This is a genomic window from Deinococcus alpinitundrae (assembly GCF_009982895.1).
GTDB lineage: Bacteria > Deinococcota > Deinococci > Deinococcales > Deinococcaceae > Deinococcus > Deinococcus alpinitundrae.
The window spans coordinates 73,385-85,643 of sequence record NZ_WXZL01000005.1; the positions used below are offsets into that span (position 1 = coordinate 73,385).

Below are 12,259 nucleotides of genomic sequence, written 5' to 3' on the forward strand. Positions count from 1 at the left end.
GAAAAACGGGTGAAGATTCAGCGGCGACCGTCGTCATCTTCATCAAAATACTCGAAGCGCATTCCCCCGATATCGACGCTGTCGCCCTCGCGTGCGCCGACCCGCCGCAGGGCGTTGTACAGGCCCTGGCGCTTGAACAGGCCCGAGAGGTACTCGGCAGCGTCCTCGAGGTGGCGCGCAAAGCGCTCGATCTTTTCCTCGAAGCCGCCGCCACTCACCATCCAGATGCGCTCGACTTGCCCGTCCTTGTCGGCTTCCTCGCGCATTTCGAGTTCGAGGGGCGCGACCACCAGCACGTCGCTTTCCTCTTCCAGCGCGTGGGTCTGCGCCCACAGTTCGCGGGCGGGCAGCAGCTCGAAGAGGGCGCGGCGCAGCTCGTCGAGTCCGGTGCGCTCGGCGGCGCTGATCCGCAGCACCGGCAGGCCGAAGCGCACCAGCTCGTCTTCGACCATCACGGCCACGTCCTCGTCTACCGTATCGACTTTGTTGAGGGCGATCAGCGACACGCTTTCGAGGAGGCTCGGGTCGTAGCTGCGCAGCTCGCCTTGCAGCGCTTCGAGTTCACGCACCGGATCGACGGCCACGTCCAGCACATAGATCAGCACGCGGGTGCGGCTGATGTGACGCAGGAATTCCAGGCCCAGGCCGCGTCCCTCGCTGGCTCCCTCGATGATGCCGGGAATGTCGGCCAGCGTGAATCGCTCGTCGCCGGTGTCGTCGCTGACGACGCCCAGGATGGGGGAGAGGGTTGTAAAGGGGTAGGCCGCGATCATCGGGTTGGCGTTCGACAAGGCCGCCAGCAAGCTGGATTTGCCCGCGTTGGGGTAGCCCACCAAGCCCACGTCGGCGATCAGGCGCAGCTCCAAGCGCAGCTTGCGCTTTTGCCCGCGCACCCCGATCTCAGAGAAGCGCGGAGCCTGCCGGGTGCTGGAGGCGAACACGCTGTTGCCGCGTCCGCCCGCCCCGCCCCGCCCGACCACCTTGAGTTGCCCGGGGCGAATCAGGTCAGCGACCACCTTACCGGTCTCGGCGTCGAAGGCGGTGGTGCCCACCGGCACGTCGATGATGATGTCCTCGGCGTCGGCTCCGTTGCGCAGGCGGCCCTCGCCGCCGTTGCCGGTGCCTGCCTTGAACTTGCGGCGGCCCAGCAGCCGCTCCAGGCTCTCGACGCCCTCGACGGCCCGCAGGTATACGCTGCCGCCCTTGCCGCCGTGCCCACCGTCAGGCCCGCCCTTTTCCATATACTTGGCGCGGTGAAAACTCATGGAGCCGTCGCCGCCGTTGCCGCCGATGACTTCGATTTCGAGTACGTCTCTGAAGGCCATAATGACTCCGTGAAGCTGTGGGCGCTGAGCGGTGAACGCGGCCCGGCCGTCAACCCGAATTCGAGTTGGACCGGGGCGCGGCCAGAGGGTATGGATGCAGGAGACTCGACGCGCTCAGCGCCCGCCTGCTTGCCCGGCAAGCCGAAAAAGGCCGAGCGCGTGGCCCGGCCTTTTTCGGCTGCCTGTGACTGCGGCAAGAAGCGCCGTTTTCAGTCGGCGGCGAGTTGGGTCGGGGCGGCCTGCACGCTGATGAAGCGGCCCTTGTTGCCCTTGTTGGCAAACACCACTTCGCCGTGAACCAGCGCGAACAGGGTGTGGTCGCGGCCCATGCCGACGCCGACGCCCGCCTTGAACTTAGTGCCGCGCTGACGAACCAGGATATTTCCGGCCAGCACCTGCTCGCCGCCGAACTTCTTGACGCCGAGGTACTTGGGATTGCTGTCGCGTCCGTTCTTGGACGAGCCTACGCCTTTCTTGTGAGCCATGTTGGGTACCTTCCGGGAGTGAAACTGTTAGGGTTCTGGTGCATGGGTGAGGACAACCCTCACTTCATCCGATGTTCGCTTCGGCGCGGGCCTCAGCCCTGAATGCCGGTGATCTTGAGCGCCGTGAACTGCTGGCGGTGCCCGGTGCGGCGGCGGTACTGCACGCCACTCTTGTACTTGCGGATGTAGATCTTCTTGAGCTTGCCGTGATCGACCACTTCGGCGTTCACGGTGAACTTGGCGGCGTCCGCGCCGAACAGGGTCTGCTCGCCGCCCACCATCAGGGCCGTGAGGTCGAGCTTGTCGCCCGCTTCACCCTGAAGCTTCTCGACGCGGATCACGTCGCCTTCCTCTACGCGGTACTGCTTGCCGCCGGTTTGGATAATTGCAAACATCGGTGTGCTCCTTGGTGGCCCCGGCCTGTCCAGTGTCTCGGCCTCATGGTGCGGGCGACCGGAACGTGATGGAGGCTTCGGGGCAGCTCCCCGCCTTTAAAGGCAGGGCATCAGCGCAAAATTGTATCACGCCGGGAGGCCGCCCTCAAGTCTGGTGGTAAATCGGGATTCAGAAGTATAGATCGTCGTCGCTGTCGGCGTCTGCATCGGCGTCTTCGGCGTCTTCCTGAGCCGGGCTGCTGGGCAGCGTGCGCTCCCCGTCCTCATCCAGCGCACTGCGCAGAGCGTCAATGCGTTCCTTGCAGACGGCGTAGGCGGCCTGGGCTTGATTCAGCAGCAGCAGTACCTTGTCGAGATCGGTCTCGCCGCCTTCGAGTTCGGCGGCGATCTGGGCGAGCTGCTCGGCGGCGGCGCGGTAGCTCTGGGTTCGGGCCGCGCCGGGCTGGGCCTTGCGGGCGTTCATCTGCGCAGACTCATTTCACACCCGCGCCGCGTCCACCAGTTCGCGTGCGCCGCGCTTGAGCACGTCCTGGGCCAGTTCCGCGCCCAGCTCGGCGCATTCGGCGGGGTCGCCCTGGCTGTGCGCCTGGATGATGGTGGTGCCGTCGAGGGCGCCGACCCACCCTTCCAGGCTCAGCAGCCCATTCTTGATGGTGGCCAGTGCGCCCACCGGGGCTAGGCAGCCTGCGCCCAGACCCGCCAGAAACTCGCGCTCGGCGGTGGTGCGGTCATCGGTGTCGCGGTCGTGGATGGCGTAGGCCACCTCGATGCCCAGATCGTCGTCACTGCGGGTTTCGAGCGCCAGCGCGCCCTGGCCCGGTGCGGGCAGCAAGATGGCCGGGTCAATCAGTTCGTCGATGCGGTTGCGCAGTTCGGTGCGAATCAATCCCGCCGCCGCCAGGATGATGGCGTCGTACTCGCCGCCCGAGAGCGCCGCCAGCCGGGTATCGATGTTGCCGCGAAGCTGCACGACCTGCAAGTCGGGCCGGAAGGCATTCAGAAACGACTTGCGCCGCACGCTGCTGGTGCCGACCCGCGCGCCCTGCGGCAGATCGGCGAGCTTTTTCATGCCCTCCTTGCCGACCAGCGCGTCACGGGCATCGACCCGCCTGGGAATGCTGGCGATTTCCAGGCCCTCCGGCTGCTCGGTGGGCAGGTCCTTGAGGCTGTGCACCGCGATGTCGATACGGTTTTGCAGCAGGGCGTCCTCGATCTCCTTGACCCAGAAGCCCTTGTCACCCTGGGCGGCCATACCTTCCAGACTACCCCGGTTGCGGTCGCCCCGGGTGACGATGCTCTGGATGCGAAATTCGGTTTCCGGCCATTCTTCCTTGAGGCGGGCGACAACCCAACGGGTCTGCGCGAGCGCCAGGGTCGAGCCGCGCGTACCAACAGTGATAGAGCGCATAACGCTGAGCATTATGTCAGGCTTTGACCGGGCGCGGCGCGAATGCTCCGGTGTTTGTGCTCCGGGCCACGCCACGCCGGGCTGCCAAAGCCCCAGCAGCAAAAAGTTAACGCCCCCAGTGCTTGACCGGGGGCGCCATTGGAGCGGAAGTTCAGATCATGGCGGGCATGCCGTCGGGAATCCCGGGCAGGTCCGGCAGATCGGTGTTGGGACTGGGATTCGGTTCCGGCAAGCCGGGCGTGTCGGGGTTGGTCGGCGGGTCGTACATCGGCACGCCGCCGCTGCCGGGCATCCGTTCGGGCAGCGAGGCGGGCACGTCGGTGGGTTCGGTAGCGGGCGCAGCGGGGGGGTCGGTCATGGCGTACCTCCTGAAGTAAGTGGGCCGGGGTGAATTGAAACGCCGATGTGATCCTGCCAAGTCTAAGCCGTGTCTTTGGCAGCCGCGCGAGGGAAGTGTGAAGACGGATTCACGCCGGGGCCGCGCCGCGTTCCAGTCGGCATGTCTTGACAAGCCTCAGGGCCGCCTGTACTCTGACTGAGCCTGAAACGCCGAGGTGGCGGAATTGGTAGACGCACTAGTTTCAGGGACTAGCGCCGCAAGGCGTAGGGGTTCAAGTCCCCTCCTCGGCACCACCCCCAAGAACGGCTCTTCGCAGAAACGCGGGAGCCGTTTTGTTCTGCTGGCTGCCCTGCGGTAGAAAGCCTGACGGGCCCGCCGCGGTGCGTTCCCGCCGCCCGGCAGCGTATCCTTGGAGCCATGAAGCATTTTCCCCTCTCGGCCTTGCCTGCCCGCCCCGCTCCCGATTCGCGCTTCAGCGGCCCGGTCTGGATGCAGGAACTGACTTCCTGCGCGATGCGCGTGACCTTTACGCCCGGCGCGCGCACTGCGTGGCACCGTCACCCGCACGGCCAGACCTTGCTGATCCTGAGCGGCAGCGGGCTGGTGCAAAAGCGCGGCGAGGCGGCCCTCAGCTTTCAGGCTGGGGACGTGGTGACTATCGCGGCAGGCGAGGAGCACTGGCACGGGGCCGCGCCCGACTCGGTGATGTCGCACTTCGCTTTACAGGAAGGTCAGACCGAGTGGCTGGCGCAGGTGACCGACGCGGAATACAAGGGCTGAAGCGCGGAAGCCGGGCACACAAAAGCAGGCATATTTGCATAATTATGCGCTATGCTGAATGGATATGCTCAGCAAGGACCAGCGTCAGAAGCGGATTCAGGAAATCATCGCCCGCGAAAATGTCGCCACCCAGGGCGAACTGGTGGCCCTCCTCCAAGCTGACGGTGTTCAGGTGACGCAGGCCACCGTCAGCCGCGACATCAACGAGCTGCGGCTGGTGCGGCTGCCGATGGGTAAGGGTCGTCACCGCTACTCGCTGGCCCAGTACCGAGGCAACGAGAATCTGGAAGGTGAACTGGCCCGGCTGTTTCAGAACTTCGTCCACGATATTGACCGGGGCGAGAACATGCTGGTGATCCGCACCGCTGAGGGGCACGCGTCGGGGGTGGCCCTGCTGCTCGACCGGCTGCGCCGCGACGACATCGTGGGCACCATTGCGGGTGAGGACACCATCTTCGTGGTCGCCCGCAGCATCGAGGAAGGCGAGGCCATCTTGGAGGAGTTTCACGAGCTGATGCTGGGGTAACGCTCAGTCTGAGCGTTCTTCGCCCCAGGCGGGCGGCAGTTGTCCATGGGCTGCCAGCAGTTCCAGCAAAGCGCCCACCACCCGCTCGGTTTGGCCCGGCACCTCGCCCAGGGTGTCTGAGGTCAACGACAGCAGCCGCTCGATGTCTGCGGCAAAATCTGGAGGCGTTAGCGGCAGCGCGGCGGCGAGCGTGAGCAGCTTTTTCTCGCCGGGGTGGGGCCGGCGGTTGAAGGCGAACAGAACGTCAAAATAACTGTCGAGCAAGCGGGTCGTCGCCATCGGCATGGCGACGATGTCGCCGCGCCCGGCGGCCCGCTTGAGCTGCACCGGGCGCGCGTTGATATGCCCGCGCAGCAGCGGCACGTTCAGGGCGATGATGGCCTGGGCCAACCATCTGGGTAAGCCACGTTCGCCCTCTGTTGCAAGGCGGCAAACCACCCTTCGCGGTCAAACAGGATACGCGCGGTGCGCAGGTTGTGCCACACCGCTGTTGAGTAGCCTTGCCGTGCCTCGTTCCTTTCCAGCAGATAGGTCAGGTGATCTTCAAAGGAGGCGGCGGGCCTGCAGATGATGTCCACCGGCACGCCGCTGCCGCGCTCGATCCACTCGTCGCCGTGCTCGGCGAAGTTGTTGTCAATTTCGACGTGTCGCCCGTGCCATTTGGCGATCGCGCGCCGGGCAGTCAGCGGTAGCGCCTCGCGGCTATACGCGGCTATAGATGTAGAGGTCGATGTCCGAGTGCTCGTCGGCGTTGCCTGCTGTGACCGAGCCACCCTGCACGACGGCCAGCACCTGCGGCACAGCAGCGTATTCGGCGGCCAGCGCCTGCGCCAAGTCATGTGTCATCCGTTGCCTCAGTCCAGATAATCCCGCGCCTTGAGGTGGGTCAGGCGCACATTGAAATGCTCGGCTGCCTTCACGCCGCCGAGTTGCCCGGTGCGGGCGCGGCCCTCGCGGAAGCGCTCGGTGTTCCAGGGCCACTTGTAGAAGTCGTGGTAGAAGGTCATGACCTCGGCGGCCACTTCCAGATACTCTCCGATGTCGATGAACACTTCAGGATAGGGGCTGGCGGGCGCGTGGTACTGGTAAAAGCGAATCGGCTCGCGCCAGGGATCGAGCTTTCCGGCCTGCTGGGGGGTGTCCTCGCCGCTCTGCAGGCCGGGATCGCCGCTCAGGTCGGGCGGCGGCAGCGGTTCACCCGGTTCGTTGATGATCTTGGGAATGCGGGCCAGGGTAATGGCGTCGTAGGCGATCTTGGCTGACATGCGGTGGTCGGGGTGCGGGTGATCGTCGCTCCAAGTGATCACCGCGTTGGGCCGGAACTGGGCGTAGAGTCGTGCCAGCTGGAGGCCCTCGGCGCGGCTTCCGGTCATGCGGCTGTCACCCATGTCGAAGAAGTGGTGCTGAGCGCCGATCTTGCCCGCCACCCAGGCCCCGTGCTCGCGGCGGATGCGGGTGACTTCCGCGTGCGAGGCGTCGCCGAACTGCGAGGCGAGTTCGCCCAGGGTGGTCCACACCAGCATCACCTCGTCGCCGCGTGCCGCGTGCTTGGCCAGCGTACCGATGCAGCCTATCTCGTCGTCGGGGTGGGCAAAGACAGCCATGATTCGCATAGGAAGCAGGATACGCCCGAATATGCTTGAGGCATGCCCAACCATGTTCATGCCCAGCCCGGTGATGTGGCCGACTTCGTTTTGCTGCCTGGCGACCCCGACCGGGCCAGCTACATCGCCGAGCACCACCTGGAAAACGCCCGGCTCTACAACGATCACCGGGGCCTGCTCGGCTACAGCGGTACGTACCGGGGTCTGGCGGTCAGTGTGCAGACCACCGGCATGGGCTGCCCCACCACCGCCATCGTGCTGGAAGAACTGATCGAACTCGGCGCGCAGACGGTCATCCGGGTCGGCACCTGCGGCTCGCTCAAACCCGAGGTGCAGCCAGGCGACCTGGTGCTGGCGCAGGGCAGCTTGCCGTTTGACGGCACCACCCGGCTTTATCTGGGCGAAGGTCCTGCCGTGCCGCTGCCGAGCTGGGCAGTGCTGAGGGCCAGCGCCGGACTGCTCGAAGCGTCGAATATCCCGCACCATGTGGGTCTGCTGGCCAGCAGCGATACCTACTACGCCGGGGAGTGGCTGCGCCGCGAGCGAACGGCACGTGGGGCCGTCGCCGTGGAGATGGAAGCCAGCGCGATCTTCACCATTGCCATGCTGCGCGGCATCCGGGCGGGTTGCCTCTGCACCGTGTCCAACCACGTCGGCCAGCCGCACCTGAGCCGCGAAGCGCTGCGCCCTGGCGTCGACGCCATCACCGCGCTGGCACTCGAAACCTTCCGGGTGCTGGCTGAATAAAAATCGGGGCCGCTCTCCACAAGCGGCCCGCCCAGTGCGCCGGTGCGCTCTTCCCGAATTACGGTTTCGGCTCGTTCAGAATGACGATCCGGCCCTCGTTTTGCGCCGCGACATCCGGCACAGCCTTGAAGTAATTGACCAGCAGATCGATATCGAGCGTGCCGGTATCCAGACGGCGGCCCTGGGCGTTCTTGAGCACGTCGAAGCCGTCGCCGCCCTTGGCCGTGAAGGTGTTGACGGCGACCGTGTAGGTCTTGGCGTCGTCGAGCGGCTGTCCGTTGAGGCTGGCCCCCACCAGACGCTGCCCGGCGGGCTTGGCGAGGTCGAAGGTGTAGCTCAGGCCCTTGGAGACGCTGAGAAACTGGCCCTTGTTCTCGGCCCAGGTCGCCACGCCGTATTCGAGTGCCGCCTTGAGTTCCGCGCCGGTCAAATCGAGCAGGCTCAGGGTGTTGCCGAACGGCTGCACGGTGATGGCCTCCTCGTAGGTGATCGGTCCCTGGTCGATGCTGGCGCGCACGCCGCCGCCGTTGACCAGCCCGATCACCGCTCCGCCTTTCTGTCCGGCCAGCAGCGCCGCGTCGGCCAGCACATTGCCCATGGTGTTCTCGCGCTTGCGAACATTCTCGCGCGCGCCGTTGAGGCCGGTGCTGGTCTGCCCGATCACCTGGCGGCGCAGGGCGGCAATCGGCACCGTCAGGGTGTTGAGCATCTTGCGGCTGATGGGGTCCTCGGCGATGTCCATGGTCACCGGAATGGGGTTGCCTTCCCAGGTGGTCACCGCGCCTGAATCGTCAAAGTCCACCTTGATGCGCCCCAGCACCTTGCCCCATTCCCAGGCGGCCACCAGCAGGGTCTTGTGGCCGTCCGGATTCTGAACGACGGTGGGGTACGGCCCTTCGGAGGCCGGGAAATCCTTGTTGGCAAAGGTGCCGAGCAGGGTGTGGCTGTGGCCGCCGACGATCACGTCGATGCCCGGCACCTTGGCCGCCACTTCCTGCTCCAGCGTGTAGCCGAGATGCGAGGTCAGGATGATCTTGTTGACGCCCTGATCCTGGAGGGCTTTGACCGAGTTGTTGAGGCTGGTCATCAGATCGAGCATCTTGACATTGTCGCCGGGGCTGGAGATCAGCGGCAGATCCGGCGTCACCGCGCCGATCACGCCGACTTTCTCGCCGTCGACCATCAGCACGGCGTAGGGCTTGATCAGATCCTTGAGCAGCGGCTCCTGGCTCACGTCGATGTTGGCCGACAGCAGCGGAAAGTTGGCTTTCTGGGCAAAGGCAGCCAGGGCCGGAGGGCCGTCGTCGAACTCGTGGTTGCCCACCGCCATCGCCTGGTAGCCTTGCAGGTTCATGAACAGCACGTCGGCCAGGCCCTTGTAGAGGTTGTAGTACAACGTGCCCTGAAAGGTATCGCCGCCCGACAAGATCAGCGGATTGACATCGGACTGGCTGTACTGCTTGACCAGGGTGGCCTGACGGGTGTAGCCGCCGTACATGTTCTCCCCGATCTTGGTGGGGTCCACGTGGCCGTGCAGATCGTCGGTGTGCAGAATAGTGACGGTGAGCGGCTTGGCACTGGCGCTGGCGAGCAGGGCCGTGGTCAACAGCAGGGCAAGTTTTCTCATGGCCGCATTCTAACGGATGGGTGAAATATCCGGGCTGGGCAGCCGCTCACTTTGCTAGCCTCACTCGCGCAGCCGCGCCGCCAGTGCCCGGTGATCGCTGCCGCCGGGCGGCTGCACCTCGGCGCTGACCACCTTCAGGCCGCGCGCGAACACGTAGTCGATCCTCAGACTCGGCTGGGCGGAGGCGAAGGTGTAGCCCAGCCCGCGCCCAGCCGCGTTCCAGACGTCGGCAAACTGGGCTGTCAGGGCGCGGTAGATCCGGCCGCGCGGCGGGGTGTTGAAATCTCCGGCGACGATCAGCGGTCCCCGGACGGCGGCAGCCTCGCGCGTCAGGATTTCGAGCTGGTTCTGGCGGTTGCGGCGGGTCGTCTGCACCTGACCGTCGATCACCCGGCTGAACATTACGGTGGAAAAATGCACGTTGACGACGCTCAGGTCGCCCTGCGGCGTTCGCAAGAGCGTCACCAGAAAGCGCCGGGTGGTGCCGGGCAAGCTGACTTCGCGGGTAGACACGACCGGAAAGCGGCTGAGCGTGAGCAGCTCGGCGCCCGGCGTGTCGGAGCGCGAGACGAAGTAGCCGGGCAATCTGTTCAGCAGGGTCTCGGTAAACGGCCAGCGCACGCCGTTGGTCTCCTGAAGAGTGATGACGTCGGCTTCGGCGGCCCTAAGCTGGGCCGAAAGGCGCTCGGCGCTGCCCAACTGACCGCGCGCGATGTTGTAGGTCAGCACGCTCAGGTCGCCGGGCTGGCTGGCCCGCACCGGGTGCCAGGTAAAGCCCAGAAAGAACAACGCCGCACCGCACGCCAGCAGCGCCGGGAGCAGCGCCCGCCCATTTTTTCGGACGGCCCACTGGGCCAGCGCCGCCAGCATGAGCAGCGGCGCGGGCCAGGCCAGCAGTGCGGGCGGCGCGTAGGCCAGCAGCAGGGTCGGCAAGCTGCGCTCGGCGACGACTTCGCCCAGGCTCCAGGCCAGCAGCAGCACGGCAAGGTAACTCCAGATCAGGCGGCGCACGCTGACCACTGTGCCAGCCACAAATGAGAACAGGCCCCCTGAGACTGGCTGCAGTTCAGCCGGGCCTCAGCTCAGCAGCTCGCTCCAGAAGGCGATGCTGGCCCGTTCGTAGAGCAGCCCCATCTGGAGTGGCTGGACCGCCGAGAGGGTGGGCGGCAAGCAGACAGACTGGCGTTCGTATTCGGCCAGCCGGGCGCGGTGCAGGGCCAGCTGCTCGGCGGCGAGCGCCCTGACTTGCTGCGGCGTGCCCTGTTCGGCAAAGAAGAGCTTGAGCAGCCCCAGGTCGCGCAGTTCGGGAAAGCCCGCTGGTTGCGCGAGCCAGTCTTGCAGGGCGGCCCGGCCTGACTGTGACACCTGATAGGTGCGCCTGCGCCGTCCGCTCTCTTCCTGGGTTTCTTCCAGCAGGCCCAGGGCAGCCAGGCGCTGCGGCTCGGCGTAGAGCTGCGAGCGCGGAAAGGTCCAGAAGTTGCCCACCGATTCGTCGGCCCAGCGTTTGAGGTCGTAGGACGTGCCAGGGCCGTACTGCCCCAGCAACCCCAACACGATGTAGGAGGAGGGGCCGAGCGCCGGGCTTGCAGGATTCACCTTCGGAGTCTACACTTTCTTCAGACCGTCCAAAATAGACTATCCAGAACGGATGGTGCGCGGTCGGGAGAAAAACAAGATGAACAGCACAGTGACCAGCACCCAATCTGCTTCACGGCGCGTGACCGCCGAACTCGACGGCGACTTTGTGGTGTTCATGATCGGCATGCGCGTCAACAAACCCTGGAGAGTCTCGGCCTGGTTGCCAGTGTTTCTAGCGATGCCGAAGATGCTCGGCGAACTCGGAAAGCACCCGGAACTCGGCCTGCTCGGCGGGCGCTTTGCGGGGACCACCCTGATTCAGTTCTGGCGCAGCAGCGAGCACCTCAACGCCTACGCCCAGTCGCGCCAGAACGAGCACCTCCCGGCCTGGCGGGCCTTTAACCAGAACGCGCGCAAGTCGGGCGGCGCGGTGGGCATCTGGCACGAAACTTACCGGGTGGCGGCAGGAGAGTACGAAACGGTGTATGTGGACATGCCCGCCTTCGGACTGGGCCAGGCGGGCAAACTGGTGGAGGCCACGGGACGCCGGGCGACGGCGGCGGGGCGGATGGGCGGCGCAACGGGGAGCGTCTAGCTCTTCTGCTTGGCTTGCTCGGCGGCCTGCATCCCCAGATACATCTGGTACTGCGGCGCACCGCCAAGCATGTTCTGGCCGCCGTCGACCGGCAAGATGACGCCCGTGACATAGCTGGCCGCGTCCGACACCAGAAACAGCGCGGCGTTGGCGATGTCCTGCGGCACACCGAAGCGGCCCAGCGGCACGGTGCGGGTAAACTGTCCACGCGTCTTCTCGTCGGGGGCCAGCCGGGCCATCCCCTCGGTGCCGTCGATCGGGCCGGGAATGATGGCGTTGACGCGCACGCCGCGCAGCCCCCACTCGATGGCGAGCGTCTGGGTCAAGGCGTCCACGCCTGCCTTGGCCGCCACCACGTGCGCCTGCATCGGCACCGGCACACCGTAGGCGCTGATGCTCAGCACGTTGCCGCCGGGCGTCTTGAGGTGCGGGGCCGCCGCCTTGATGGTGTGGTAGGTGCCGATCAGGTCAATCTCGACGACCGTCTTGAACCCGTTGGGCGAGATGCCGTCCACCGGGGCCGGGAAGTTGCCCGCCGCGCCTGCCAGCACGATGTCGAAGTCGCCGTGAACTTCTACGGCCTGCGCGACCGCCGCCTGCATGGCCGCAAAGTCGCGCACGTCAGCGCTGACGCCCAGTGCCCTGCCGCCGTCAGCGCTGATGCCCGCCGCCGCGTTCTGAGCCTTCTCCAGGTTGCGCCCAAGAATGGTCACCGCGCAGCCGTGCGCCGCGAAACTCTGGGCGATGCCGAGGTTGATTCCACTGCCGCCGCCAGTAATCAGGGCATGCTTGCCCGCCAGCAGATCGGGGCGGAAGGTGGAGGACGCGGGGTGGGGCTGGGTCATGTGG

Annotated in this window: 18 protein-coding genes and 1 tRNA gene; 6 read left to right on the forward strand and 13 right to left on the reverse strand. The window is 65.9% G+C overall.

What is annotated here, in order from left to right; all coding sequences use genetic code 11:
* Positions 1-17 precede the first annotated feature (17 nt).
* From obgE to GUI70_RS06200, 6 genes are all read right to left on the reverse strand, one after another.
* Positions 18-1,325, reverse strand: a complete 1,308-nt coding sequence (gene obgE / locus GUI70_RS06175) for a GTPase ObgE (RefSeq protein WP_161881433.1) — start codon at positions 1,323-1,325, stop codon at positions 18-20.
* A 209-nt stretch (positions 1,326-1,534) separates the two neighbouring features.
* The gene (gene rpmA / locus GUI70_RS06180) at positions 1,535-1,810 is read right to left on the reverse strand and encodes a 50S ribosomal protein L27 (RefSeq protein ID WP_161881434.1); all 276 of its coding nucleotides are present in this window, start codon (positions 1,808-1,810) and stop codon (positions 1,535-1,537) included.
* Between the two features lie 92 nt (positions 1,811-1,902).
* A complete protein-coding gene (gene rplU / locus GUI70_RS06185) occupies positions 1,903-2,205 on the reverse strand; it encodes a 50S ribosomal protein L21 (RefSeq protein ID WP_161881435.1) in 303 nt (100 codons plus the stop codon).
* A 169-nt stretch (positions 2,206-2,374) separates the two neighbouring features.
* Positions 2,375-2,668, reverse strand: coding sequence for an exodeoxyribonuclease VII small subunit (locus GUI70_RS06190; protein WP_161881436.1), 294 nt, complete (start codon positions 2,666-2,668; stop codon positions 2,375-2,377).
* 15 nt (positions 2,669-2,683) lie between these two features.
* On the reverse strand, positions 2,684-3,613 hold the full coding sequence (gene hemC / locus GUI70_RS06195) for a hydroxymethylbilane synthase (RefSeq protein ID WP_161881437.1): 930 nt from the start codon (positions 3,611-3,613) through the stop codon (positions 2,684-2,686).
* A gap of 151 nt (positions 3,614-3,764) precedes the next feature.
* Positions 3,765-3,971, reverse strand: a complete 207-nt coding sequence (locus tag GUI70_RS06200) for a hypothetical protein (RefSeq protein WP_161881438.1) — start codon at positions 3,969-3,971, stop codon at positions 3,765-3,767.
* A gap of 190 nt (positions 3,972-4,161) precedes the next feature.
* Here GUI70_RS06200 and GUI70_RS06205 point away from each other — a divergent pair.
* The 3 genes from GUI70_RS06205 to argR all read left to right on the forward strand — a co-directional run bounded on the left by GUI70_RS06205 (position 4,162) and on the right by argR (position 5,259).
* Positions 4,162-4,246: transfer RNA gene (locus tag GUI70_RS06205), tRNA-Leu, on the forward strand.
* Between the two features lie 124 nt (positions 4,247-4,370).
* The gene (locus GUI70_RS06210) at positions 4,371-4,733 is read left to right on the forward strand and encodes a cupin domain-containing protein (RefSeq protein ID WP_161881439.1); all 363 of its coding nucleotides are present in this window, start codon (positions 4,371-4,373) and stop codon (positions 4,731-4,733) included.
* Positions 4,734-4,797: 64 nt separating this feature from the next.
* Entirely contained in the window at positions 4,798-5,259 is a 462-nt protein-coding gene (argR, locus tag GUI70_RS06215; RefSeq protein ID WP_161881440.1) for an arginine repressor, read from the forward strand.
* A gap of 3 nt (positions 5,260-5,262) precedes the next feature.
* Here the strand turns inward: argR and GUI70_RS24260 are convergent, their stop codons facing one another.
* On the reverse strand, positions 5,263-5,649 hold the full coding sequence (locus GUI70_RS24260) for a DUF4037 domain-containing protein (RefSeq protein ID WP_237724740.1): 387 nt from the start codon (positions 5,647-5,649) through the stop codon (positions 5,263-5,265).
* Between the two features lie 146 nt (positions 5,650-5,795).
* Here GUI70_RS24260 and GUI70_RS24265 point away from each other — a divergent pair, with 146 nt between their 5' ends.
* The gene (locus GUI70_RS24265; protein WP_237724741.1) at positions 5,796-5,951 is read left to right on the forward strand and encodes a hypothetical protein; all 156 of its coding nucleotides are present in this window, start codon (positions 5,796-5,798) and stop codon (positions 5,949-5,951) included.
* Between the two features lie 10 nt (positions 5,952-5,961).
* Here GUI70_RS24265 and GUI70_RS06225 read toward each other — a convergent pair whose 3' ends face one another.
* Together GUI70_RS06225 and GUI70_RS06230 are read right to left on the reverse strand one after the other, a co-directional pair.
* On the reverse strand, positions 5,962-6,105 hold the full coding sequence (locus GUI70_RS06225; RefSeq protein ID WP_161881441.1) for a nucleotidyltransferase domain-containing protein: 144 nt from the start codon (positions 6,103-6,105) through the stop codon (positions 5,962-5,964).
* Positions 6,106-6,113: 8 nt separating this feature from the next.
* Complete coding sequence (locus tag GUI70_RS06230) at positions 6,114-6,872, reverse strand: PIG-L deacetylase family protein (protein ID WP_161881442.1); 759 nt, start codon at positions 6,870-6,872, stop codon at positions 6,114-6,116.
* 33 nt (positions 6,873-6,905) lie between these two features.
* Here GUI70_RS06230 and GUI70_RS06235 point away from each other — a divergent pair, with 33 nt between their 5' ends.
* Positions 6,906-7,610 (forward strand): phosphorylase family protein, encoded by a 705-nt coding sequence (locus tag GUI70_RS06235; protein ID WP_161881443.1) that lies wholly within the window; start codon positions 6,906-6,908, stop codon positions 7,608-7,610.
* Positions 7,611-7,668: 58 nt separating this feature from the next.
* On the opposite strand, the gene GUI70_RS06240 is transcribed toward GUI70_RS06235, so the two are convergent.
* The 3 genes from GUI70_RS06240 to GUI70_RS06250 form a co-directional block, all read right to left on the reverse strand.
* Complete coding sequence (locus tag GUI70_RS06240) at positions 7,669-9,237, reverse strand: bifunctional metallophosphatase/5'-nucleotidase (protein ID WP_161881444.1); 1,569 nt, start codon at positions 9,235-9,237, stop codon at positions 7,669-7,671.
* Between the two features lie 60 nt (positions 9,238-9,297).
* Positions 9,298-10,248 carry an endonuclease/exonuclease/phosphatase family protein gene (locus GUI70_RS06245; RefSeq protein ID WP_161881445.1) on the reverse strand — a complete coding sequence of 317 codons (951 nt, stop codon included), beginning with the start codon at positions 10,246-10,248 and terminating at the stop codon, positions 9,298-9,300.
* Between the two features lie 66 nt (positions 10,249-10,314).
* A complete protein-coding gene (locus tag GUI70_RS06250; RefSeq protein WP_161881446.1) occupies positions 10,315-10,833 on the reverse strand; it encodes a PadR family transcriptional regulator in 519 nt (172 codons plus the stop codon).
* A 79-nt stretch (positions 10,834-10,912) separates the two neighbouring features.
* Between GUI70_RS06250 and GUI70_RS06255 the strand changes: the two genes are divergently transcribed.
* Positions 10,913-11,410, forward strand: a complete 498-nt coding sequence (locus tag GUI70_RS06255) for a DUF4188 domain-containing protein (protein WP_161881447.1) — start codon at positions 10,913-10,915, stop codon at positions 11,408-11,410.
* On the opposite strand, the gene GUI70_RS06260 is transcribed toward GUI70_RS06255, so the two are convergent.
* Positions 11,407-12,255, reverse strand: coding sequence for an SDR family oxidoreductase (locus GUI70_RS06260; RefSeq protein WP_161881448.1), 849 nt, complete (start codon positions 12,253-12,255; stop codon positions 11,407-11,409). The two genes, GUI70_RS06255 and GUI70_RS06260, sit on opposite strands and share 4 nt — an antisense overlap.
* Between the last annotated feature and the right edge of the window lie 4 nt (positions 12,256-12,259).